22 protein-coding genes are annotated in these 24372 nt (G+C 58.1%); 10 read left to right on the top strand and 12 right to left on the bottom strand.

Going from position 1 to position 24372, the window contains the following annotated elements; translation table 11 throughout:
- Nucleotides 1-617 (top strand): aminotransferase class I/II-fold pyridoxal phosphate-dependent enzyme (locus HMPREF1144_RS14240; RefSeq protein ID WP_009653163.1); only part of this gene is annotated, 617 nt, incomplete at its 5' end.
- 275 nt (nt 618-892) lie between these two features.
- Nucleotides 893-1540 carry a LysE family translocator gene (locus HMPREF1144_RS14245; protein WP_009653170.1) on the top strand — a complete coding sequence of 216 codons (648 nt, stop codon included), beginning with the start codon at nt 893-895 and terminating at the stop codon, nt 1538-1540.
- A gap of 31 nt (nt 1541-1571) precedes the next feature.
- Here the strand turns inward: HMPREF1144_RS14245 and HMPREF1144_RS14250 are convergent, their stop codons facing one another.
- Nucleotides 1572-3038, bottom strand: coding sequence for a PLP-dependent aminotransferase family protein (locus HMPREF1144_RS14250; RefSeq protein WP_009653183.1), 1467 nt, complete (start codon nt 3036-3038; stop codon nt 1572-1574).
- A gap of 234 nt (nt 3039-3272) precedes the next feature.
- Here HMPREF1144_RS14250 and HMPREF1144_RS14255 point away from each other — a divergent pair, with 234 nt between their 5' ends.
- The 4 genes from HMPREF1144_RS14255 to HMPREF1144_RS14270 are packed head-to-tail and all read left to right on the top strand — an operon-like array spanning nt 3273 to nt 6248.
- Complete coding sequence (locus tag HMPREF1144_RS14255) at nt 3273-4124, top strand: transporter substrate-binding domain-containing protein (protein ID WP_009653190.1); 852 nt, start codon at nt 3273-3275, stop codon at nt 4122-4124.
- Nucleotides 4125-4172: 48 nt separating this feature from the next.
- Nucleotides 4173-4814, top strand: a complete 642-nt coding sequence (locus HMPREF1144_RS14260; RefSeq protein WP_004100025.1) for an amino acid ABC transporter permease — start codon at nt 4173-4175, stop codon at nt 4812-4814.
- 14 nt (nt 4815-4828) lie between these two features.
- The gene (locus HMPREF1144_RS14265) at nt 4829-5494 is read left to right on the top strand and encodes an amino acid ABC transporter permease (protein ID WP_009653202.1); all 666 of its coding nucleotides are present in this window, start codon (nt 4829-4831) and stop codon (nt 5492-5494) included.
- On the top strand, nt 5487-6248 hold the full coding sequence (locus HMPREF1144_RS14270; RefSeq protein ID WP_009653167.1) for an amino acid ABC transporter ATP-binding protein: 762 nt from the start codon (nt 5487-5489) through the stop codon (nt 6246-6248). Before HMPREF1144_RS14265 ends, HMPREF1144_RS14270 begins: the two co-directional genes overlap by 8 nt.
- Nucleotides 6249-6798: 550 nt before the next feature.
- Here the strand turns inward: HMPREF1144_RS14270 and HMPREF1144_RS14275 are convergent.
- A complete protein-coding gene (locus tag HMPREF1144_RS14275) occupies nt 6799-7563 on the bottom strand; it encodes an SDR family NAD(P)-dependent oxidoreductase (RefSeq protein ID WP_009653166.1) in 765 nt (254 codons plus the stop codon).
- A gap of 182 nt (nt 7564-7745) precedes the next feature.
- On the opposite strand from HMPREF1144_RS14275, the gene HMPREF1144_RS14280 reads away from it, so the two are divergent.
- Both HMPREF1144_RS14280 and HMPREF1144_RS14285 read left to right on the top strand, forming a co-directional pair.
- Nucleotides 7746-9083: an aspartate aminotransferase family protein gene (locus tag HMPREF1144_RS14280; RefSeq protein WP_009653189.1), complete on the top strand. Its 1338-nt coding sequence runs from the start codon at nt 7746-7748 to the stop codon at nt 9081-9083.
- Between the two features lie 186 nt (nt 9084-9269).
- Nucleotides 9270-9965, top strand: a complete 696-nt coding sequence (locus HMPREF1144_RS14285) for a GNAT family N-acetyltransferase (protein ID WP_009653165.1) — start codon at nt 9270-9272, stop codon at nt 9963-9965.
- 51 nt (nt 9966-10016) lie between these two features.
- Here the strand turns inward: HMPREF1144_RS14285 and betA are convergent, their stop codons facing one another.
- From betA to betI, 3 genes are read right to left on the bottom strand one after another with little or no spacing between them, the layout of a single operon-like run.
- Nucleotides 10017-11681 carry a choline dehydrogenase gene (gene betA / locus HMPREF1144_RS14290; protein ID WP_009653176.1) on the bottom strand — a complete coding sequence of 555 codons (1665 nt, stop codon included), beginning with the start codon at nt 11679-11681 and terminating at the stop codon, nt 10017-10019.
- Nucleotides 11682-11695: 14 nt separating this feature from the next.
- The gene (gene betB, locus HMPREF1144_RS14295; RefSeq protein WP_009653191.1) at nt 11696-13168 is read right to left on the bottom strand and encodes a betaine-aldehyde dehydrogenase; all 1473 of its coding nucleotides are present in this window, start codon (nt 13166-13168) and stop codon (nt 11696-11698) included.
- A 10-nt stretch (nt 13169-13178) separates the two neighbouring features.
- A complete protein-coding gene (gene betI / locus HMPREF1144_RS14300; protein ID WP_009653196.1) occupies nt 13179-13772 on the bottom strand; it encodes a transcriptional regulator BetI in 594 nt (197 codons plus the stop codon).
- Nucleotides 13773-13900: 128 nt separating this feature from the next.
- Here betI and HMPREF1144_RS14305 point away from each other — a divergent pair, with 128 nt between their 5' ends.
- Together HMPREF1144_RS14305 and HMPREF1144_RS31545 are read left to right on the top strand one after the other, a co-directional pair.
- Nucleotides 13901-15934, top strand: coding sequence for a choline transporter (locus HMPREF1144_RS14305; protein WP_009653175.1), 2034 nt, complete (start codon nt 13901-13903; stop codon nt 15932-15934).
- A gap of 222 nt (nt 15935-16156) precedes the next feature.
- Nucleotides 16157-16309, top strand: a complete 153-nt coding sequence (locus HMPREF1144_RS31545) for a Hok/Gef family protein (protein WP_004848634.1) — start codon at nt 16157-16159, stop codon at nt 16307-16309.
- Nucleotides 16310-16502: 193 nt separating this feature from the next.
- Here the strand turns inward: HMPREF1144_RS31545 and HMPREF1144_RS14315 are convergent, their stop codons facing one another.
- The 7 genes from HMPREF1144_RS14315 to HMPREF1144_RS14345 all read right to left on the bottom strand — a co-directional run bounded on the left by HMPREF1144_RS14315 (nt 16503) and on the right by HMPREF1144_RS14345 (nt 24271).
- Nucleotides 16503-17288 carry an SDR family oxidoreductase gene (locus HMPREF1144_RS14315; RefSeq protein ID WP_004130297.1) on the bottom strand — a complete coding sequence of 262 codons (786 nt, stop codon included), beginning with the start codon at nt 17286-17288 and terminating at the stop codon, nt 16503-16505.
- 105 nt (nt 17289-17393) lie between these two features.
- Nucleotides 17394-18191 (bottom strand): SDR family oxidoreductase, encoded by a 798-nt coding sequence (locus tag HMPREF1144_RS14320; protein WP_004848639.1) that lies wholly within the window; start codon nt 18189-18191, stop codon nt 17394-17396.
- 60 nt (nt 18192-18251) lie between these two features.
- Nucleotides 18252-19307 carry an ABC transporter permease gene (locus tag HMPREF1144_RS14325; RefSeq protein ID WP_004848640.1) on the bottom strand — a complete coding sequence of 352 codons (1056 nt, stop codon included), beginning with the start codon at nt 19305-19307 and terminating at the stop codon, nt 18252-18254.
- A gap of 17 nt (nt 19308-19324) precedes the next feature.
- Entirely contained in the window at nt 19325-20869 is a 1545-nt protein-coding gene (locus HMPREF1144_RS14330; protein WP_009653186.1) for a sugar ABC transporter ATP-binding protein, read from the bottom strand.
- A gap of 1 nt (nt 20870) precedes the next feature.
- The gene (locus tag HMPREF1144_RS14335; protein ID WP_009653164.1) at nt 20871-21491 is read right to left on the bottom strand and encodes a DUF2291 family protein; all 621 of its coding nucleotides are present in this window, start codon (nt 21489-21491) and stop codon (nt 20871-20873) included.
- Between the two features lie 43 nt (nt 21492-21534).
- Entirely contained in the window at nt 21535-22470 is a 936-nt protein-coding gene (locus HMPREF1144_RS14340) for a D-ribose ABC transporter substrate-binding protein (protein WP_004130307.1), read from the bottom strand.
- Between the two features lie 280 nt (nt 22471-22750).
- Nucleotides 22751-24271 carry an FGGY family carbohydrate kinase gene (locus HMPREF1144_RS14345; protein ID WP_004848646.1) on the bottom strand — a complete coding sequence of 507 codons (1521 nt, stop codon included), beginning with the start codon at nt 24269-24271 and terminating at the stop codon, nt 22751-22753.
- Between the last annotated feature and the right edge of the window lie 101 nt (nt 24272-24372).

The following is a 24372-nucleotide window of genomic DNA, read 5'->3' on the forward strand; positions in this document are numbered from 1 at the left end:
CCCGCCAGCGGCAGGCGCTGGCGGATCTCGCGCGCCAGCACGACCTGCTGATTATTGAAGATGCCGCCTACGCCAGCCTGATTCGCCAACCGCCGCCGCCGGTGGCCAGCTATGCGCCGGAAAGCACGGTTTATATCACCGGCTTTTCGAAAAACGTCGCCACCGGACTGCGCGTGGGGACGGTTGTCTGCCCGTCCCGCTATCGGCCGGAGATTGAGCGCGCTATACGGGCCACCACGTGGAACACCCCTTCGCTGGTGAGTTCGCTGATCTGCGCCTGGATTGAAGATGGCACGGTGGCGCGTTTTGAAGCGCAGAAACGGCAGGATGCGCGGCGGCGGCAGGGGGTTGCCCGCGAGGTTCTCGGCGCGCTTCCCTTCGTCAGCCATCCGGATTCGTATTTTGTCTGGCTGCCTCTGGGCGAGGAGAGTCGGGCCGATCGGCTGGCGAAAACGCTGATGGAACGCCATATTTCCGTGTCGACCGCCGAGCCTTTTTGCGTTACAGCGAACGTTCCGCAGGCGATCCGCATCGCCCTCGGCTCCGTTCCCTTCGATAGCCTGCGCGCGGCGCTGAACCAGGTTCGCGAAGCCGTGGAGTATGAGCAATATCGCTAGCGTTTCGGCGGCGAGCGATAGGGTGACTTATTAGTAACGTTTTGTGGGGTAAATAGCGGGTTAATAGCCTTAAAATAAATGTTTGTTTTTTATTATTATGATTTATATGGTTAATTTTAAATTTGATGACAATCTAAAATTGTTACGGTAGTGTACAAAACACATCAAGTACGGTTGTGCTGTTGACGCTGAGCGAGCGCACGTCCTGAAGATACGACGTTGTTAATCATTTCAGGGGCGGAGCCGCGCCCTGTTCTGTACAGGATCCTTTTTCAATGCAGCAGCTCTACCTTTATATACTGATTGCCAGCCTGACCATTGCCAGCCCCGGGCCAGGAGTGCTTCTGACGCTGACCAACACCCTGAATTATAATCTGCGTAATGCAATGGCGGGGATTATCGGCGTGGCGGTGGGGATGGGCGTCATATCGATTATTGCTGCCAGCAGCGTTGGCGTGATGATTACCACCTCTCAGCTGACGCTGTTGATAGTCAAGGGGATTGGGGCGGCCTATCTGATCTATCTGGGCGTAAAGCTCTTTCGCTCGGTGCCCCGCACGCTGAATCAACCTCTCTCTTCTGCCGATTCAACGATGCCTTCCGCCAGCCAGCGGTTTCGTCAGGGAGTACTGGTGTCGTTGTTTAATCCCAAACCCATTGTGTTTTTTATGGCGCTGTTTCCCCAGTTTATTCATCCGCAGCAGCCCTTTATTCCGCAGTTCAGCGTGCTGTCGATAACCTTCTGTATTCTGGTGGTTGTCATTCATTCACTCTACGGCCTTTTCGCACACAGCGTAAAAACGAAAATGTCGTCCGGGAATGCCTTCGTTAAGCTGAATAAAACCGGTGGCATCGTGTTTGTGTGTTTTGCCGTCGGTCTTATTGTTTCCGCCGTTCATCCTTATTTGCCGCTATCATCGTGAGGGCGCCGCGTTAAGGCAAGGGGCCCTGCGTTCAGCCCATCTGCGCCAGCTGGCCGCGCAGCACCTCCACGCCCTGTTCGATGGCGTCAGGGTGAATGGCGTGGAACCCCATCCGGAAGAAGTTAGCCGGCGGCGCGTCGCTGAGAAAATGCCGCGCGCCGGGCTCAATCAGCACCCCGGCGTGGGCGGCGCGCCAGGTCAGCTGCTGGGTGTTGATTTGCTCCGGCGTGGCCAGCCAGAACGCGTTGGCGTGTTCGCTGCCGGGGATGATTTGGCACTCCGGCAGATGCTGCTGTAGCGCGTTGTTGAGACGGTCCCAGCGCTGGGCAGAGTCGTAATGGTAGCGCCGCAGGTGGGTTTCATAGTGGCCCTGGGCGAGGAAATGGGCCATCTGATACTGAATATTGGTCGGCGGATGGCGGTACACCAGCCGGCGCAGCGCCCGGGCTTCATCAATCAGATCCGGGTCAGCGACCATAAAGCCCAGCCGCAGGCCCGGCGATAGCGCTTTTGACAGGCTACTCACGTAGATCACTCTACCGCAGCGATCGCTGGCCTTCAGCGCCGGCAGCGGGTTGAGCATAAAGTTACTTTCAGAGTCGTAATCGTCCTCAATAATCACCGCATCATGGCGAGCGGCATGCTCCAGCAGCTGGTCGCGCCGCGCCTTACTCATCGCCACCCCGGTTGGCACCTGGTGCCCGGGGGTGACGTAGTAGTAATCGCAGGGGGCGTCGTTGAGGACGATCCCTTGTTCATCCACCGGATGCGGCACAATATCGGTATCGGCAAGCAGAAAGGTGTTAATGGCCTCGCGGAAGCAGGGATTCTCCACGCCAACGCGCGTGCTGGATGACATCAGCAGGCGCGTCAGCAGGTACAGCGCGTTTTGCGAACCGAGGGTAATCAGAATCTCGTCCGGCGAGGCGACAATGCCGCGTTTGGGCAGTACCCGGGTGCGGATCTGCTCAATCAGCATCGGCACGTCGCGATCGATGTGATCCACCACCCACTCCGGGTCGCGAACCCCGCCGTGCAGCCAGTTTGCCGCCGAGCGCCAGGTCGCCAGCGGGAACTGGCGTGTATCCGGCTGGCCGTAGATAAACGGATAGCGGTAGTTCATCCAGCCGGCCGGCTTCAGAATCGACTCCTGCTGGCTGGGGGTGATTTGCAGCCGCGTGCCCCAGCGTGGTGCAGAACCCTCGTCCTGCGGTGCAGCTTCCGGCGCCGAAGCGGGGCTGGCGTGCTGGTAATCCGGATGCAGGTAATAACCGCTGCGCGGGCGACTCACGAGGTATCCCTCGTTAACCAGACCCTCAAAAACCAGCGCCGTGGTGTTGCGCGAGACCCGCAGCTGGCTGGCCAGCTGGCGGCAGGAGGGGAGCGGCGTGTCGGCGGAAAAAATGCCGCCCAGAATGGCGTTAATCAGCGTCTCGCGCACCTGCTCCTGCAAACCGCGGCGCGGGTCGAAATCAACGTGTAACAGGTGTCGGATCATGCCTGGCTCCTTACTCAAACGCTCAGTACAGACACTGGAGCAAATTCCATACCACCCTGAGAATGACTGACACATCCGCGCGGTGAATCTGGCTCTATCCGGAAATTAAAAACGCTCCCTACAGTAAAAACGTATTCATCAGTCGCGGACCGGAACTTCCGTCGGCACATATTTTGCAAAACCTTTTCATGTTCTGGAGTGAACACGTCTGGCGAATTAATTAGGGGTGAATTAATGAAAAAATCATTAGGTTCAATTTGTCTGGGCGCCATCATGGTGATGGCCTTTTCTTATCACGCAGCCGCCGCGGATCTTCCGGAAATAGAAAAATCTGGCACCCTGAAAGTCGCAACCGAAGATGATTACGCGCCTTTTAACTTTATGAATAACGGCCAGGCGGATGGCTTCAACAAAGATATGCTCGATGAATTACGCAAATATGCGAAATTCAATGTCGACCAGAGCATTTTGCCGTGGACCGGATTATTGGCGGCGGTTTCTACCGGGCAATACGATATGGCCTTAACCGGCGCGGTAATTACCGACGATCGTCTCAAGGTCTTTGATTTCACGCCGCCGTGGGCGTCAGCGCAGCACTATTTTGTCAAACGCGCGGGCGATAATTCATTGAACACCATTGCCGAACTGAGCGGGAAAAAGGTGGGCGTGCAGGCGGGCAGCGCGCTGCTGGCAAGGCTGCCGGAACTGAAAGCGATGCTGGAGAAAACCGGCGGTAAGCTGGGGCCTGTGGTGGAGTATCCCTCCTACCCGGAAGCTTACGCCGATCTTGCCAACAAACGCCTGGACTACGTGATTAACGTGGTTATCTCGGTCAACGACCTGGCGAAGGCCAAACCGAAGGTGTTCGCCAAAGGTCTGGCGGTATCCGGCCCGGGCTATATGGCCTGGCCGATCCCGAAAAACTCGCCGCAGCTGCTGGCCTATATGACCAAGTTTATGAACCACATGAAGGAGACCGGCAAGCTCGCGGAACTCCAGAAAAAGTGGTTTGGCGAAACCTATGACGATCTTCCGAACGTGCCAATCACCAGCCCGGAACAGTTCCATAAATTGGCCGGTCTGTAATGCGTTTTGCGGCGGGTAACCGCCGCCCGTTGAGTGAAGGAGGGCTTCATGGATGCAATTTCCTGGCAGTTACTGATTGAAGGCGCATGGACGACCCTCTGGATTTCGGCCATCGCCATTGCCTTTGGGGTGGTGATTGGCCTGCTGATTGCGCTGGTGCGCATGCTGCGCATTCCGGTTATCGATCAGCTGCTGGTGGTCTATATCAGCCTCGCCCGCGCGACGCCGCTGGTCACGCTGGTGCTGTTCCTGTTTCTTTCTCTGCCGACCGTTGGGATTAACCTCGACAAAAACGTCGCAGCGATAGTGGCGCTGACGCTCAATACCTCGGCCTTTAACGCCGAAATCTGGCGCAACGCCTTTCGCACTTTTCCCCGCGAACAGCGGGAAGCGGCGGAGTCGGTCGGGATGCGCCGCTGGGCCTACTTCCGCTACATCATGCTGCCGCAGATGTGGATTGAAAGCCTGCCCGCGCTGGTTAACGAGATGTCGTTCCTGATTAAGGGCAGTCCGGCCATTGCGGTGATTGGCGTGGTGGATTTGACGCGCGTCACCAACCGGATTTCTTCGGTCACCTATGAACCCCTTTCGCCGATTCTGGCGGCGGGTCTGCTGTACGTGGTGATTATTGGCCTGCTGCTGAAACTGCAGGGAATGGCCGAGCGTAAAGCGAAGCGTCTGGCGCGATAAACACGGGAGGTGCTATGAATCAGTGGGCCGTTATCTGGTCGGTGCGCGACAGCTTTATTGCCGGTTTACTCGCCACCCTTGAGCTTTTTATTACCGCGGCAATTGCCGGATTAATTATCGGCGTTGTCCTGTGCTATTTAAGCGAATATCAAAAGAAAACCCTTAACCGGCTTATTATTGCCTTTGTCAGCTTAATGCGGGCGATTCCCTTTTTGATCCTCGCCTATTTGCTCTATTACGGGCTGCCGCAAGTGGGTATTAGTATGGAGCCCTGGACCGCCGGCTTAATTGCCTTAATTATCTACCACGGCGCCTATTTCTTTGAGATTTTGCGCAGCCAGCGGCGGGTATTTTCCGGTGGCTATATTGAGGCGGCGGTCGCGCAGGGGTTTTCGCGCTACAAAATATTCCGCCGCATTATTCTGCCCAATATTCTCTCTTCCGCGCTCCCGCTGATGGGGAACCAGCTGATTATCTGCCTGAAAGATACCGCGTTTCTCAGCATTATCACCGTCCAGGAGATAACCGCTGCGGCTAACAGCGTGCAGGCCACTTATTTTATCCCGTTTAACGCTTTTATCGTCGCGATTGGGCTCTACTGGGCGATCAGCATCCTGCTGGAGCTGCTGATTAAGCGTCTGAGCGCCTGGGGAGTCAGAAGAGGAATGAGTCATGTCTGATACTACTGCTGTAAGCGTCAAAAACGTCTCTAAACAGTTTGATAACATTGAAGTTCTTCGTGATATCAACCTGACGGTAGAGAAGGGGACCGTGGTGAGCATTCTCGGCTCATCGGGGTCGGGTAAATCGACGCTGCTGCGCTGCATGAACTGGCTGGAACAGCCGGATCGCGGCGAGATCCGCATCAGCGGCCAGCGGCTGGGGATTGATGAGCATAATGGCCGCGCGATGTCCCATCGCCAGCTGTCGAAAATCCGCGAGCGGGTTGGGATGGTGTTCCAGAGCTTTAACCTGTGGCCGCACCTGACGGTGCAGCAGAACGTCAGCGAAGCGCTGCTGCACGTGAAGGGGATGAAGCGTGATGAAGCCAAAACCATCGCCATGCAGCAGCTGGAGAAAGTGGGGATGGCGCATAAAGCCGACGTTTATCCGATTACGCTCTCCGGCGGACAGAAGCAGCGGGTGGCGATTGCCCGTTCGCTGGCGATGTCGCCGGAGGTTATTCTGTTTGATGAGCCGACCTCGGCGCTGGACCCCGAGCTGGTCAATGAGGTGCTGGGCGTGATGAAGGCGCTGGCCGCCGAGGGCTACACGATGGTGGTGGTGACCCATGAGATGGATTTTGCGCGCCAGGTCTCGGATGAGGTGGTGTTTCTCGAAAAAGGGTTGTTGATAGAGAAGGCGCCGCCGGAGAAGTTTTTCACCAATCCGGATTCCGAGCGCGTCAGGCAGTTTTTGCAGAGCAGCCGGTAAGCATCAGGGCCGTTCTCCCCGGTCGCGCTGCGCTTACCGGGGCTACGGGTTTCCAGCCGTCAGCGGGGAGTAGCCCGGGTAAGGCGTTTACGCCGCGACCCGGGATTTCCGGGCCCGGTGTTGGAGGGGGGCAGATTGGGAAGATCGAGTAGCCCGGACAGGCGCGTCAAGCGCCGCCTCCGGGAAAGCGTGCAAGGGTTCCGTTCACTATTATCCCGCAGAAAATGTCTCAACGTGGTAGGTGAACGGGTAAAGGGGGAGAAAACCGTCTCCCCCTTTACAATCCCCGCGGTCCCGCAAAGAAATCGGTGCTGCGCACTGCGCTCACCTCCCGGACCTCAGCCTGCGGTCGGCTCAACTCGACATCACTGTCTCGATTCGCCTCTGTCCGCCATCCCTGGCGGCCAGCCCTTGTCTTCGGCCCTCCGGTTCGCCGATTTCAGCGGGCACCAGGGCATCGCTGTATATCCCGTTGTTTCAGAGGCATATCCGCCGCGGCATGAAACTCTCCCGGAAGCGGCGCTTACGCACCTCTCCGCTCTACCAAACCTTAATCCCGATCGATCGCGAACGGCTGCCAGGCCTGACGCACCGGCATCACCTCGACCCGGTTGATATTCATATGGTCCGGCAGCGTGGCGATGTAAAACATCTGTTCGGCAATATCCCGCGCGCTCAGCGGCGTGGTGCCGCGATACAAGTTGTCCGACGCCGCCTGGTCGCCTTTGGTACGCACCAGGGTAAATTCCGTCTCGGCAATCCCCGGCGCGAGATCGGTCACGCGCACTCCTGTCCCCAGCAGATCGCAGCGCAGGTTATAGCTGAACTGCTTCACGAAAGCCTTGCTGGCGCCGTAGACGTGGCTGCCGGGATAGGGCCACTGCCCGGCGATAGAGCCGATATTGATGATGCTCGCGCCCGCGCCGTGGTTAATCAGCGTCGGCAGCAGCGCGTGGGTCACGTTAACCAGCCCGGTGACGTTGGTATCGATCATCGTTTTCCAGTCGTCCAGATCCACTTTCTGCGCGGGCTGCGGCGACAGCGCCAGCCCGGCGTTGTTAATCAGTGCCGTGATATCGGCGAAGCCCGCGGGCAGGGCCGCCACGGCCGCGGCGACCGCATCGCTATCGCGCACGTCGAGTTCGATAATGTGCACCGGCACCTGCGAGGCGAGCTTGTCCTGTAACTTCTTTAGCCGCTCAAAACGGCGTCCGCTCAGCACCAGCGACCAGCCCGCATCGGCGAAGACCTGCGCCGCCGCTTCCCCAAAACCCGAGGTCGCCCCGGTAATAAACACCACTTTGCTCGTTGCCATTTCATTCTCCTGTGCAGGTTGACGCTCCCACTATAGAAACCCCTCGCGCGCGGGCACAGGGCCAGTCAGGCGAAAATGATGTGACACGGTGTCACATCATTTTCGCCTGACTGGCTCTATCCGTTTCTCCTCTGAACGACCAATGATGAGGCCAACAACAACGACATGAGAGAGGGCAGGGTATGAAGCTGGCACTACAGAACGAGGTAGCGATAAGCAATGATGAAGTTCGGCAGCTGGATCGCGCTTATGTGTTTCATTCATGGTCGATGCAGGGCAATTTACATCCGCTGGTGATCGCCGGAGCGAAAGGCTGCGAGCTGTGGGATTACGAAGGCAATACTTACCTGGATTTCAGCAGCCAGCTGGTCAACGTCAACATTGGCTATCAGCATCCTCGCGTGCTGGCGGCGATGAAAGCCCAGCTGGAAGAGCTGGTGACCATCGCGCCCGCCACCGCCAACCTCGCCCGCGGCGAAGCGGCGAAGCGGATTGTCGAGCTGGCGCCGGAAGGCTTTAGCAAAGTGTTCTTCACCAACGCCGGCGCCGATGCCAACGAGAACGCCATCCGTATGGCGCGGCTCTATACCGGGCGCGATAAAGTGCTCTCCGCCTATCGCTCCTATCACGGTAATACCGGCAGCGCGATTGCCGCCACCGGTGACTGGCGGCGCGTGCCGAACGAGTATTCGCGCGGTCACGTTCACTTCTTTAACCCCTATCTCTACCGCAGCGAATTTAACGCCACGACGGAAGAGGAGGAGTGCCAGCGCGCGCTGGCCCATCTGCGGCGGATGATCGAATGCGAAGGCCCGAACGCGATAGCCGCGATTCTGCTGGAGTCGATTCCGGGCACTGCCGGGATTCTTGTCCCGCCGGAGGGCTATATGCAGGGCGTGCGGGCGCTGGCCGACGAGTTTGGTATTGTGCTGATCCTCGATGAAGTGATGGCCGGTTTTGGTCGTACCGGGAGCTGGTTCGCCTTTGAGCAGGATGGCGTGGTGCCAGATCTGGTGACGTTCGCCAAAGGGGTTAACGCCGGCTACGTCCCGGCCGGCGGCGTGCTGATTAGCGAGCCAATCGCCCGCTACTTTGATGACCATTTCTTTGCCGGGGGGCTGACCTATTCCGGCCATCCGCTGGCGATGGCGGCGATTGTCGCCACCATTGACGCGATGAAAGAAGAGAAGGTGGTGGAAAACGCGGCGACCATCGGCAATGAGGTGCTGCGTCCGGGGCTGGAAGCGCTGGCGGAGAAGCACGCGATTATCGGCAACGTGCGCGGCCGCGGTCTGTTCCAGGCGCTGGAGCTGGTCAGCAGCCGCGAACATAAAACGCCGCTGGGCGCGGCCGATATGGCGGCCATTAAAGGCGCGTTGACCGAAGCCGGCCTGCTGGCGTTTGTCGTGGAAAATCGCATTCACGTGGTGCCGCCGTGCACCATCAGCGCCGAACAGGTGGCAAAAGGGCTGGCGATTTTTGATGCGGTATTCGCCCGCTTCGCGAGCCTGGCGAAGTAAGAGGATGATTTCCCGGGTCGCGGCGTAAACGCCTTACCGGGGCCATCCACTCGTAGTCCCGCTAAGCCTCGCGCAAGCGGGGCTAATTTTCAACCCATCTTAACTTAATAGCTTATTCTGCCAGCATCTTCCTGCAATCCGGGTTTCTTGATATAACAACCTGATAACACTACGGGAGAGATAAGCGTGCCGGAAATCAATGAATTTGGTCAGCAGGTCAACGATCGCGTGCCCGGCTGGCAGGGCGCGGGGCTTCTGCGCCGCACGGCGTTAAATGGCCGCTTTTGCCGGCTGGAGCCGCTGGATACCGAGTGGCACGCGGCGGATCTGTTTGCCGCGTATGCCCTCGGCGATGACAGCGACTGGACGTGGCTTGCCAGCAACTGCCCGCAGAGCGTGGAGTCAACGGCGCACTGGATCACCGGCAAGGTCATGGACGACGGGCTGGTGCCGTATGCGGTTATCGATCTGCATGCCGAGCGGGCCGTCGGGCTGGTCAGCTATATGGCGATTGAACGGGCGATGGGCACGGTGGAGATTGGCCACGTCACCTGGTCGCGGGCGATGAAAAATACGCCGCTCGGCACCGAGGCGGTATGGCTGCTGCTGCAAAATGGTTTTGCTCACGGCTATCGTCGGCTGGAGTGGAAGTGCGACTCGATGAATCTCGCCTCCCGCCGCGCCGCCGACCGGCTGGGGTTTACCTGGGAAGGGCGTCTTCGCCAGAGGATGGTGCGCAAAGGACGCACCCGCGATAGCGATATGCTGTCGATTATTGATAGCGAATGGCACGCGCGCGACGCGGCGCTACGGGCGTGGCTGGCGCCGGAGAACTTTGATGCTGGTGGACGGCAGATAAAGCGGCTGGAAGATTTTCGCTAGTTTTTCCTCACCCTAACCCTCTCCCGCAGGGAGAGGGGCGGGGGCTTACTCTTACCGGCGAACCGGCGCGCCGTTCGCCACGTAATACGCCGCGGTGCTCTTCGGCAGCGGCTGACGGCCGCGAATGGCGTCAGCCATTTTTTCGCCAATCATGATGGTGGTCGCGTTAAGGTTGCCGGTAATAATCTGCGGCATAATCGAGGCGTCGACGACGCGCAGGCCTTCCAGCCCGTGAACCCGACCTTCGCCATCGACCACCGCCATCTCGTCGTAGCCCATTTTACAGGTACCGCAGGGGTGGAAGGCGGTTTCCGCATGGTTGCGCACGAACTCATCCAGTTCGGCATCGCTCTGGCACTCAATGCCCGGACTGATCTCCCGGCCGCGATAGTTATCCAGCGCCGGCTGGCTCATGATCTCACGGGTGATGCGAATGGCGTCGCGGAACTCCTGCCAGTCCTGTTCATGCGACATATAGTTGAACAGGATCGCCGGATGCTGGTGCGGGTCGCGCGACTTCAGACGCACGTGGCCGCGGCTTGGGGAGCGCATGGAGCCGACGTGGCACTGGAATCCGTGCTCTTTCACCGCGTTTGAGCCGTTGTAGTTAATCGCTACCGGCAGGAAGTGGTACTGAATATTCGGCCACGCAAAGGCTTCCCGGCTGCGAATAAATCCGCCCGCTTCAAACTGGTTGCTGGCGCCAATGCCGGTCCCGCCGAACAGCCACTCGGCGCCGATTTTCGGTTGGTTCCACCACTGCAGCGCCGGGTAAAGCGACACCGGCTCTTTACATTCGTACTGCAGGTACATCTCCAGATGATCCTGCAGGTTCTCGCCGACGCCGGGCAGGGCGTGAACCAGCGGAATATCGAACTGGCGCAACAGTTCCGGGTTGCCGACGCCGGAGCGCTGCAGGATCTGCGGCGAAGCGATAGCCCCCGCGCAGAGCAGCACTTCTTTATTGGCGGTGGCTTTTGACGGCGCGGCGCTGTCGCCCTCCAGCCATTCGACGCCGACGGCGCGCTTGCCGGCAAAAATAATATGATCGGTCAGCGCGTGGGTGCGAATAGTCAGATTGGGACGCGCGCGCGCCTGGTCGAGATAGCCGCGCGCGGTGCTGGCGCGGCGTCCCTGCGGCGTCACGGTACGATCCATCGGGCCAAACCCTTCCTGCTGATAGCCGTTGAGATCGTCGGTGCGGGGGTAGCCGGCCTGTACGCCGGCTTCAATCATCGCGTGGAACAGCGGATTATTGCCCTGCTTTGGCGTGGTGACGCTGACCGGGCCGTCGCCGCCGTGGTAGTCGTTGGCGCCGATATCGCGGGTTTCCGCTTTGCGGTAGTAGGGCAGGCAGTCGAGGTAGCTCCAGTGCTCCAGCCCCGGCGCCGAGGCCCAGTTGTCGAGATCCATGGCGTTGCCACGGATATAGCACATGCCGTTAATTAACGAGGATCCGCCGAGGCCTTTTCCGCGTCCGCACTCCATGCGGCGATGGTTCATATGCGGTTCAGGCTCGGTCTCGTAAGCCCAGTTATAGCGCCGACCCTGGAGGGGAAAGGCCAGCGCGGCGGGCATCTGGGTGCGGAAGTCGAAACGGTAATCCGGGCCGCCCGCTTCCAGCAGCAGGACGGTGGTATCGGGATCTTTCGTCAATCGTGTCGCCAGTACGTTGCCGGCGGAACCGGCACCAATAATAATGTAGTCAAACTGCAAAAATGACCTCCTGGTTAAAATATGGATTGAAACGGACCCATCTCAACCTGGATGGATTTGACCTGGGTGTAGCTGTGCAGCGTCTGTACGCCGTTTTCGCGGCCAATACCGGAGTGCTTGTAGCCGCCAACCGGCATCTCCGCCGGGGATTCACCCCAGGTGTTGATCCAGCAGATCCCGGCCTCCAGCTGATGAATCAGGCGATGGGCGCGGTTTAAATCCGGCGTGACGACGCCGGCGGCGAGGCCATATTCGGTGGCGTTGGCGCGGCGGAGGGCCTCTTCTTCATCGTCGTAGCTCAGAATCGACATCACCGGGCCGAAGATCTCTTCCCGGACGATGGTCATCTGGTCATCGCAGTCGGTAAACACCGTCGGGGCGACCCACGCGCCGCGGTCGAAGCCTTCGCCTTTCAGCACCTCGCCGCCGCAGAGCAGGCGCGCGCCTTCTTGTTTACCCGTCTCGATGTAGCGCAGCACGTTCTCGCGGTGTGGAAAGCTCACCAGCGGTCCGAAGTTGGTGCTTTCAGCAAACAGATCGCCGGGGCGGATACGCGCCACGCGAGCGAGGATTTTCTCTTCAAACGCCGCCTTCAGGCGCGCCGGAACGAATAGCCGGGTGCCGTTGGTGCAGACCTGTCCTGAGCTATAGAAGTTAGCCATCATCGCGATGTCGGCGGCGAGGTCGAGGCTGGCGTCTTCGCAGACGATCAGCGGCGATTTACCGCCCAGCTCCATGGTCACTTCTTTCAGTGAAGAAGCGGCGGCGTTGGCCATCACTTTTTTGCCGCTGGCGACGCCGCCGGTAAAGGAGATTTTGGCGATGTCCGGGTGCTCGGTGAGATACTGGCCGGTTTCGGCGCCGGTGCCCGGCAGCACGTTAAATACCCCCGCCGGCAGTCCCGCCTCGCGGTAAATTTCCGCCAGCTTCAGGGCGGTGAGCGGGGTGACCTCACTCGGCTTAAAGATCATCGCGTTTCCGGCCGCCAGCGCCGGGGCTGATTTCCATAAGGCGATCTGGATCGGATAGTTCCAGGCGCCGATCCCGGCGACCACCCCCAGCGGTTCCCGGCGGGTATAGAAAAATGCGCTGTCGCGCAGCGGGATCTGGCTCCCTTCCAGCGCCGGGATCAGGCCCGCGTAGTACTCCAGCACATCCGCGCCGGTGACGATATCGACGGCGGCGGTTTCGCTCAGCGGTTTGCCGGTATCGAGGGTTTCCAGACGCGCCAGTTCGTCGTTGCGAGCACGCAGAATATCCACCGCTTTACGCAAAATGCGCGAACGTTCCATGGCGCTCATCGCCGCCCAGATTTTTTGCCCTTTTTGGGCGCTTTTTACCGCCCGGTCGACGTCTTCGCGCCCGGCGGCCTGGACGGTCGCCAGCACTTCCCCATTGGCGGGGTTAATCGTCTCGAAGGTTTTACCGCTGGTGGCGGAAACATAACCACCGTCGATGTAAAGCTGCTGTTCGGCCATTCGGGACATGGGTCCTCCATTAGTGAGAAGTCGGTGGCAGGTATTGGCTGATGAAGTGCTCGGCGAGCGTTTCGGCGCGGGCTTTATCCAGCGGTTTACCGCTCAGCGCCGCGCGTAGCCACAGCCCGTCGATCAGCGCGGCGAGACCGTATCCGGCCTCCTGCGCCTCTTCGCGCGACAGGGCGCGCTGAAACTCATAGACGATATTCGACAGTAGTCGTCGGCTGCTGACCTGCTGCAGGCGATAGAGCATCGGCTGATGCATGCTGCTGGCCCAAAAGGCGAGCCAGGCCTTCATCGCCGCGCTGCTTATCTGGCTATCGTCGAAGTTGCCCGCCACGATGGCGCGCAGGCGTTCCCGCGGGCCGGCCCCGGGCAGGGCGTGCAGGCGGCTCAACACCGCCTGGCGCAGCTGGCCGGTAATATCGCGCATCGTCGCTTCCAGCAACCCGTTCTTATCCTTGAAATAGTGGCTGATGATGCCGGTCGATACGCCAGCCCGCCGGGCGATCTGCGCGACGGTGGCATCGTGCATTCCCACTTCATTGATGGCGGCCAGGGTGGCGTCAATCAGCTGCCGCTGCCGTATCGGTTGCATCCCCAGTTTGGGCATTTCGTAGACTCCATTCATCAGCTTTGTTTATCTATTAAAGCGGTTTTTGATTGGACGTTCAATATAAAATGTGTCTTAATTGTTGCGGATTTTGGTTTTAATAGTTGCTAAAACAGTAAGGAGAATGGATGACAGACCTTTCGCCGAGCAGAGAAAAGGACAAAATCAATCCGGTGGTTTTTTACACTTCCGCCGGACTGATTTTGTTGTTTTCCCTGATGACTCTCTTCTTCAGCGATTTTTCCGCGGCCTGGATTGGCCGTACCCTGAACTGGGTTTCCCGCACCTTTGGCTGGTACTATTTGCTCGCCGCGACGCTGTATATCGTGTTTGTGGTGTGCATCGCCTGCTCGCGTTTCGGTTCGGTGAAGCTCGGGCCGGAACACTCGAAGCCGGAATTTAGCGTGCTCAGCTGGGCGGCAATGCTGTTCGCCGCCGGTATCGGCATCGACCTGATGTTCTTCTCCGTCGCCGAACCGGTGACCCAGTATATGCAGCCGCCGGAAGGGGCGGGGCAGACCATGGAGGCGGCGCGCCAGGCGATGGTATGGACGCTGTTTCACTACGGGCTGACCGGATGGTCGATGTATGCCCTGATGGGGATGGCGCTGGGATACTTTAGCTATCGTTATAATTTACCCCTGACCATCCGCTCCGCGCTCTATCCGATCTTCGGCAAGAAGATTAATGGTCCGATTGGCCACAGCGTGGATATCGCCGCCGTTATCGGCACCATCTTCGGTATCGCCACCACCCTCGGGATTGGCGTGGTGCAGCTAAACTACGGCCTCAACGTGCTGTTTGATATTCCGGATTCGCTGGGGGCGAAAGCGGCGCTGATCGTACTGTCGGTGATAATCGCCACTATCTCGGTGACCTCTGGGGTGGATAAAGGCATCCGTATTCTTTCCGAGCTTAACGTGGTGCTGGCCCTCGGGCTGATCCTGTTCATCCTGTTTATGGGCGACACCGAGTTTCTGCTCAACGCGCTGGTGCTCAACGTTGGCGACTATGTGAATCGTTTTATGGGCATGACCCTTAACAGCTTCGCCTTCGATCGTCCGGTAGAGTGGATGAATAACTGGACCCTGTTCTTCTGGGCGTGGTGGGTGGCGTGGTCGCCGTTTGTCGGCCTGTTCCTGGCGCGTATTTCACGTGGACGCACCATTCGTCAGTTTGTGGTGGGAACGCTGATTATCCCGTTCACCTTTACCCTGCTGTGGCTGTCGGTGTTCGGCAATAGCGCGCTGTATGAAATCATCCACGGCAACGCGGCCTTCGCCGCCGAGGCGGTCGCCCACCCGGAGCGCGGCTTCTATAACCTGCTGGCGCAATATCCGGCGTTTACCTTTAGCGCTTCGGTGGCAACCATTACCGGCCTGCTGTTCTATGTGACCTCCGCGGATTCCGGGGCGCTGGTGCTGGGTAACTTCACCTCGACGCTGAAGGATATCAACAGCGATGCGCCAAACTGGCTGCGCATCTTCTGGTCGATGGTTATCGGCCTGCTGACCCTGGGGATGCTGATGACTAACGGCATTTCCGCCCTGCAGAACGCAACGGTGATTATGGGGCTGCCGTTTAGCTTCGTGATCTTCTTCGTGATGGCGGGGTTATATAAGTCGCTGAAGGTTGAGGATTATCGCCGCGAGAGCGCCAACCGCGACACCGCCCCGCGACCGCTCGGCGTGCAGGATCGCCTGAGCTGGAAGAAGCGCCTGTCGCGGCTGATGAACTACCCCGGCACGCGCTATACCCGCCAGATGATGGAGACGGTGTGCTTCCCTGCGATGGAAGAGGTGGCGCAGGAGCTGAAGCTGCGCGGCGCTTACGTCGAGCTGAAAAGCCTGCCGCCGGAAGAGGGAGACAGCCTTGGCCATCTTGACCTGCTGGTGCATATGGGCGATGAGCAGAACTTTGTTTATCAGATCTGGCCGCAGCAGTACGCCATTCCCGGCTTTACCTACCGGGCGCGCAGCGGGAAGTCGACCTACTATCGTCTGGAGACCTTCCTGCTGGAAGGGAGTCAGGGCAACGACCTGATGGACTACAGCAAAGAACAGGTCATTACCGATATTCTTGACCAGTACGAGCGTCATTTGAACTTTATCCACCTGCATCGCGAAGCGCCGGGCAACAGCGTGACCTTCCCCGGAATGTAGGCCGTCTAAACGTTTTCTGAAAAAGGGATTTAGCTGGTTAAATATACAGTGAGTTGCGCAGGGAAGCGTATGATGGCGGCGGGTGCCTGAGGCTTTCTGCGTTCAGGCTTAGGTGAGGATTCAGAAAGACGAAGCCCCAGGAGATGTTCCCATCAACCTGAGGCTCACGATCCAACCCTAGCACGTTGGATAGTAGCCTCTTCTTCGCATGGAGGCAACGAGATGCTGACAACATACGCCCTGGTGGCAATCATCGTGCTGTGTCTGACAGCGCTGGGATTGACGTTAATGGTGCGCGATTCGCTGTGCGAGCTGAGCATCAAAGAACGTAGTATGGAGTTCAAGGCCGTTCTCGCTTACGAAACGAAGAAGTAGCCGGTATGCGGGGAGCTATCCCCGCTTATCCGCAGGCTGGGTAAGGAACCTTAAGGCACCTTTTTCTGCTTATGGGGGCAGGATGGACGGCGAGAGAACATCGACCGGTTAAAACAATCGCGCCGCCACCCTGCATACTGCTTCGCTGACGTTAACCTCACCCTTACCGGCATTTTTCTACGCTAAATCCGTTCTACCAGCAGACAAAACCACCATCAACCACCAGGTCAACGCCGGTACAGAACGATGCGGCATCGCTGGCGAGGAACAGCGCCGGGCCGGCCATCTCCTCAACCTTCGCCATGCGCTGGATCGGCGTCTGGCTTTCGAATTCGCGAGTCTGATGAACCATCTCGGGCCGGGTGTTCATCGGCGTGGCGGTGTAGCCGGGGCTGATGGAGTTGACCCGAATCCCTTTGCCAATCCACTCCATCGCCAGGCTTTTTGACAGGTGGATCACGCCCGCCTTGGAGCAGTTATAGTGCGCCTGATCGAGGCCGCGGTTAACGATAATGCCGGACATCGAGGCGATATTAATAATCGAACCGCCGCCCGTTTCCTGCATTAGCTCGGCTTCCGCTTTACAAGAGTTCCATACGCCGGTGAGGTTAATATCGATCACCCGCTGCCACTGCTCTGTTTCCATCTCCAGCGCCGGATTGGCGTTGGCGATACCGGCGGCATTGACGGCGATATCAAGGCGGCCAAAGCGGCTTTTCGCTAATGCCACGCCGGCGCGTAGGTCGCTGAGCTGGCGCACATCGCCGGTGTAGAAGCAGGCCTCTCCGCCGATGGCTTCAATATTTTTGACGGTTTCTGCAAGGCCGCCGTCTTCACGGAGATCGAAGCAGACGACCCGAGCCCCCGCGCTGGCGAGCCCGTAAGCAATCATCTGGCCGATGCCGCTGCCCGCGCCGGTGACAAAGGCTACGCGGTCCTGCAGATTAAACAGCTGTTGGGCAAAATCTTTTGCGATCATAGTCATTTCTCTCTGAATAAATATCCTGCGGCACGCCAGGCGACCAAACCGTGCCGATCTGTAGCCCGGGTAAGGCGTCAGCCGCAACCCGGGGAAACAGCCCAACTACGACATAATCAAGCCGCCGTCGATATTGATGGTCTGCCCGGTGAGGTAGCGCGCATCATCGGAAGCCAGGAATGCCACCAGCCCGGCAACGTCTTCCGGTTTGCCGGCGCGCTTCATCGGAATGCCTTCGACCCACTCCGCCATCAGCTCGCCTTTACCGTAGCGCTTCTGCTCGGTGCTGAGGATTTCGCCCCAGACGCGGTCGTTGTAATCCCACATCTCGCTTTCGATAATGCCCGGACAGAAGGCGTTGACGGTGATATTCCACGGCGCCAGCTCGTGGGCCAGGCTCTGGGTGATGCCGATCACGCCCATTTTGCTGGCGGCATAGTGCGGGGTGTAGATAAACCCCTGGCGGCCCTGGCCGGAAGAGGTGTTGATCAGGCTGCCGTGGTTCTGTTTGACCATATATTTGGCGGCTTCGCGGCAGCACAGCCAGACGCCGGTGGTGTTAACCGCCAGCACTTTTTCAAAGTCGGCCTTCGGCATACGATCGTAATAGTCGATGGTGATCACCCCCGCGTTCTGGATAGAGACGTCGATGGTGCCAAAACGCGCCGCCGCCTGCTCGTACAGCGACTGCACCTGCGCTTCATCGGTGACATCAACCTGCAACGACAGGATATCGGCCTGATAGCGCTGGCGTAAGGTTTCCGCCGTTTCGTGGACGCGCTCGGCGTTAGAGACCATCACCAGATTCGCGCCGTCGCGAGCAAAGCGCTCGGCAATACCGGCGCCAATTCCGCGGCAGGCCCCGGTGATAACCACCGTTTTATTTGTGAAATTTCTTTGCATATTTTTCATCCCTTATAGAGGCCGGACGGCAGAGGGTCCGGCGGGGTAATAAAGACGTGATTAACTGGTGGCTCCTGCCGCAGCCAGCTTCTCCTCATGACGGCGCATCAGGATGACTTTGTTCTGCAGTTTTTGCTGGAACTGGTCGACGACGACGGCGGTGACGATAACCACCCCCTTAATGACCATCTGCCAGAAATCGCTGACGCCCATCATCACCATGCCGTCGGCGAGGAAGACGATGACGAACGCGCCGATGATTGAGCCGGTCACCCGACCGCGACCGCCCGCCAGCGCGGTTCCGCCGAGCACGGTGGCGCCGATGGCGTCCATTTCGAACATATTGCCGGTCATCGGGTGCGCGGTTTGTAGCTGGGAGGCGACGATAAGGCCAACGAACGCCGAGCACAGGCCGGAGAAGGCGTAAACAAAGATTTTTGCTTTGACGATAGGCACGCCGGCCAGGCGTGCGGCGGATTCGTTACCGCCGATGGCGTAGATATAGCGGCCCAGCGGGGTTTTGGTGGTTAGCCAGTAGCCCAGCAGCAGGAAGCCGATCATCAGCCAGATTGGCAGATAGATGCCTAACAGCGTCCCGGATCCCAGGGTGGAGAAACCGGTGTTGCCCAGCGCTTCCATACCGTTGAGGTTGGGGTAGGTGCTGCCGTCGTTGAACAGCAGCGCCGAGCCTCTGGCGACATACATCATGCCCAGGGTGCAGATAAAGGGCGCGACGCCGAAGCGGGTGATGACCGCGCCGTTAACGAAGCCGACCAGCACGCCGAAGAGCGCCACGCAGAGGATCACTTCCGGTACGTTGAAGAAGATAACGCTGCCGTTCCATAAGGGCAGGCCGTTGGTTAACAGCGCCCCGGCCACCATGCCGCAGATGCCGGCCACGGCGCCGACGGAAAGATCGATACCGCCCGTCAGGATAACCAGCGTCATGCCGATGGCCAGCAGGCCGGTGATGGCCACGTGCTGGGTCATAATCAGCAGGTTAGATGTGGTCAGGAAATTCGGTACCATCACGCTGAAGAACGCGATAACCAGCAGCAGAGCGATGAACGTTCTGGCCTTCAGCAGGTACATATAAATCATATATTTCTGGTTCATGATGGGTTCCAGCCTGATTAATCTTGAGGTGTTGAAGCCGCGATTAATTTTTCGCGGGTCACCGCATGACGCGGTAAATCGGCGGTAATCCGGCCATCGGCCATCACCAGGATGCGATCCGCCAGCGCCATCACTTCATCCAGCTCCGATGAAGAGAACATCACTGCCAGACCCTGCTGGGCCATTTTGCCGATCAGGTGATAAACGTCGGTTTTCGCGCCGACATCGATACCGCGAGTGGGCTCGTCGAGAAACACCACTTCCGGCTTCGTCATCAACGCTTTGCCGAGCACCACCTTTTGTTGGTTGCCGCCGCTGAGCGAGGTGACAGGCAGATCGGGGTCGCTCACCTTGATCGCCAGTTCGCGAATCATCTCTTTGACGCAGGCGATTTCTTTCTGCGGATTCAGCCATTTCCACGCCCGGCGAAATCCCTGCAGGCTGAGATCAGAGAGGGTCATATTCGATTGAATCGACATCATCTGCACCACGCCTTCGCCCTGACGGTCTTCAGGTACCAGCGCCAGCCCTTTTTTCAGCCGCGCCTGGAACGGGGCCTTTTCGATATTTTCGCCGTTGAGATGGACGTTACCGTTCTGGCAGGGCATCAGGCCGACCAGGCCTTTAAACAGCTCCGTGCGTCCGGCGCCGAGCAGGCCGTAGATGCCGATCACTTCTCCCTTACTTAAGGTAAAGGTCACATCGTTGAGCTTATAGCCGCCGCTGGGGTGCAGCGCCGTCAGACCTTCAACGGCAAGGACCGCTTCGCCTTTCGGCGCCGGCCGGTAGTCGAAATGTTTTTTCTTATCGCCGACCATCTGTTCGATAATCCACGGAATACTGGCGTCGCTGACCTCGCGTTCGCTGATAAAGCGCCCGTCGCGGAAAATAGTGATGTGGTCGCCAATTTCCATCAGCTCTTCCAGACGGTGGGAAATATAGATAATGGTGACGCCGCGGCGTTTAAGCTGTTCGATCACGTTAAACAGGATTTTGACTTCCGACTGGCTGAGCGCGGAAGTGGGTTCATCCATAATTAATACCCGGGTGTCCTTAGAAAGCGCGCGCGCAATTTCCACCAGCTGCTGATGACCAATGCCTAATTCGCCAAGCTGGGTGTAGGGATCGACATTCAGCTCCAGTCTTTCCAGTAATGATTTGGCTAACTCATATTGATATTTTTCGTTAATCTTCCCTTTTTGAAAGAATTCGTTAGCCATAAAAATATTATCCATGACGTTCATATTCGGGAATAAATTTAATTCCTGAAAAATGATGCTGATTCCCTGCTTTTCAGCCTGGTGCGTCGAGCTAAGGGTCACCGGGGCGCCATCAAGAATAATTTGACCGGAAGAGGGTGTTTCAACGCCAGCAAGCATTTTCATCATGGTGGATTTACCCGCACCATTTTCACCGATCAGAACGTTTACTTTATTTCGATAGACCCGGTAATTCACGCTATCTAAGGCGACAACGCCGGGATATACGCGGGATAACTCGCGGGTTTCGATAATAACTTCAGAGTCGACTGGTTGGGAATTGACGAGTTCTTGCCGCTGCATGTTATTGCCCTCCCAAACGAACAATTTTGGCTGGCGTAATATCAGGCACGGTCTGCGGAATATCCCAGGCCGAGAACACGCCGTACACCTGTACCGCTTCGCCGGTTTTCACCTGCGCCGTCTGGATCATCTTGACCGCATGTTCGTTAATCGCCCGGCTATATTCGCCAAACAGCACCTGATCGTTAAAGTCCTGATAGCTGGCGCCCTGGTAGCCGTCGCGTAATAATGTGCCGCGCAGCGTTGGGCCAATTTGCACCACCACGTTGCCGCCGCTGATATCCTGAATCGTCATTTTTCCGCTGCGCGAAGCGGAATCAATTTTGCTGATATTGCCTTCGACTTTGACGTAAAACACGCAGGGGTTTTCGTCCTGAGCGCGATAGCCTAAGGTTTTGCAGGCGCTATCGATATCTTTCGCCGCGCGCAGGGCGGTCATCAGCCCGGCAACGGGGCGGGCTTTAGCCACAACCTGGGGAACCAGCTGGTCTTGCCATGTCCGATCGATATCCGCCATATGCGGGTTGGGCGGAGATTTAAGATCGGCCAGCTCCTGCTGAGAGACGATACGACAGCCCCCGAGCGCAAGAATAACCAGCGTCAGCGAGATTTTTTTATACATAATACGCTCCTGTGCGCCCCGGACGGGGCGCAACAACCCGAAATCAGGATTTGATATTGAAGTCCTGCACTTTGTCTGCATTGTCCTGAGTAATCAGAATGCCGCGGAACATCACGCGCTGCTTGGCCGGTTTTTCACCTTTTTGCAGGTAGTTATCGAGGTCGGTCACCCCCTGAGCGGCGATGGCCTGCGCCTGAAGCATCACGGTGGCCTGCAGGGTGCCGGCTTTTACCGCGTCGCGCTCATCGTTGCTGCCATCGATACCGACCACCACCACATCGTTACGATTCGCCGCTTTCAGCGCGGCAATGGCGCCGAGGGCGACGGGACCGTTGCCGCAAATCACGCCTTTCACGTCGGGGTGCGCCTGCAGAATACTGTCCATAATGCGCTTGCCGTCGATTAAGGTGCCTTTCGCGTCCTGCTTAGCGACGCTGACCATATCCGGGTACTGGTCAATCACCTGGTGGAAAGATTTAGAGCGGGTCACGCAGTTATTATCCGCAAGGTTACAGGTCAGTTCGGCATATTTGCCTTTCTCCGCCATTTTCTCGACAAATACGTTGGCGACTTCAGAACCGGCCTGGAAGTTATTATGGGTAATTTGCTCCAGCGCGATATCATCGACAGGAATTTCGCGGTTAATTAAAACCACCGGAATACCCGCTTTCTTCGCTTTTTCAATGGCGGCGACGCTGGCGGTGGAGTCGGCGTTATCCAGAATAATGCCCTGAACTTTTTTACCGATGGCGGTATCGATCAGCTCATTCTGTTTTTTGACATCTTCGCCATGCGACAAAATGGTGGTCTGGTAGCCCAGCTCTTTGGCTTTTTCGCTGGCGCCCTTGGCTTCAGAGGCGTAATAGGGGTTATCCAGCGAGTTAACCATGATCATGATGGTGCCTTTTTCTGCCGCCTGGGCAGCGAAAGAAAAGGCGGTCAGGGTAGCAGCGGTTAAAAGCGTTAAACGTAATTTCATGACAATTTTCTCTCTTGGTTGTTATTGTCGGGTACGGTGAAACAACGTAAGGCCTGTAAATCAAGTTTATGGGCCGGGGGTCTCCTTTTGTTGATGATTAAGAGCCTATCCATTAGGGCTATTTTACTGGCCATTTTGAACCAGGGCAGTGCTCAGAATCCTCACGTACTACGTGTACGCTCCGGTTCTTCCGCGCTGTCCGTGTTCAAACTGCCTGCGCCAATAACGCCTACTGGGATAGGCTCTAAGGTGCGTCACGCGTTCGATTCCCTGGTGGGCGTCAGGCGGACGTTGCCGGTTTCCATAATGTTCTGTTCACCGCATGGCGCCACTCCTGCCATCTTTTCTGCAGGCGCTGGTGGCGGGCCATATCGGGTATAAATTCGCTGTGTTCGGTTAAAAACGCGTTCAGGTCGGTCACCGATCCGGGATTCAGGGCTTTGCGCGCGAGCAGGGCCGCGCCAATCGCCGACAGCTCGGCAACGTCGCTGCGCATCACCGGACAGCCGAGCAGGTCAGCCTGATACTGCATTAGCCAGTCGTTCCTGGTTGGGCCGCCGTCGACCATCAGCGCCGTTAAGTGGAAGTCGTCCTGCTGGCGCATCGCTACCACGACATCGGCGATTTGATAGGTAATGGATTCCAGCGCGGCGCGAATCAGATGGGCGCGCTTGACGCCGCGGCTCAGGCCGCAAATCACGCCGCGGGCGCTGTCATCCCACCATGGGGCGCCCAGGCCGGTTAACGCCGGTACAAAATAGACGCCCAGCGTGGAGTCCACGGAGGCGGGCAGGGTGTTGAGTTCATGCGCCAGTTCGGCATCGGAAAGTTCGCTCAGGCCGGTGCTGTCCGCCATCCACGCCACGGCATCGCCGGTATGCGGAATATTACCTTCGAGTCCGTAGGTGATGCTGTCGCCGTCGTGCCAGGCGATGGTGGTGGCCAGCGCGTCGATATCGCACTGTGCGGATTTTACCGGCGCCATCACCGATGACCCCGTACCGTAGGTGGCTTTCACGCAGCCGAGTTCACCCAGCGCGTGGCCAAACAGCGCAGCGTGGGAATCACCAACCATCGCCATCACCGGAATACCGTCAGGGATAGCGTTCAACCCCCGGGTATAGCCAAACAATCCGCTGGAGGGCTTGATCTCCGGCAGCGCGGCGCGCGGGATCTGGAACAGCGCCAGCATGTCGTCATCCCACTGGCCGGTTTGCAGGTTCAGCAACTGGGTACGTGCGGCATTAGAGTAATCGCAGTAGAACGCATCGCCCTGGGTTAAGTTCCACAGCAGCCAGCTGTCGATAGTACCGAGGCAGATTTCTCCGCGCTCAGCCAGTGCGCGCCCCTCAGGAAGGGATTCCAGCAGCCAGCGCATTTTCGAGGCCGAAAACAGAGGCGCAATCGGCAGGCCGGTCACGGCCTTGATTTGCTGCTCTTTATCGCTGTGGCGCAGTTCATCGCAAAACGCGGCGCTGCGGCTGCACTGCCAGGTGATCGCGGCGTTGATTGGCTTCCCGCTCTGGCGATACCAGCCGATCGCGGTCTCGCGCTGGTTACTGATGGCTAATGCCGCGACGTTTTCTGCGCCAACGTGCGCTACCGCTTTCGCGATAACCGCCAGCGAAGCGTCAACCAGGACTTCTCCCGACTGCTCGACCCAGCCTTCACGCGGCGTCTGGATCGCCAGCGGCTGAGAGAATTTCACCACGACCTTGCCGCGGCTATCGAGTACGACGGCTTTGGCATTGGTGGTGCCTTCGTCCAGCGCAATGATGAACTCTTTACGTGTTGCCTGCATTAGGTAGTCTCCTGAGTCACACTTCGTCCTGGCGCGGAGGGGGAAGTTGGCATTCCTCTTTATCGCATTGCTTCTTAGCAGGCCATGATGTGACAATTCGT

This window comes from Klebsiella sp. OBRC7 (assembly GCF_000293135.1).
GTDB classification, from domain to species: Bacteria; Pseudomonadota; Gammaproteobacteria; order Enterobacterales; family Enterobacteriaceae; genus Klebsiella; species Klebsiella michiganensis.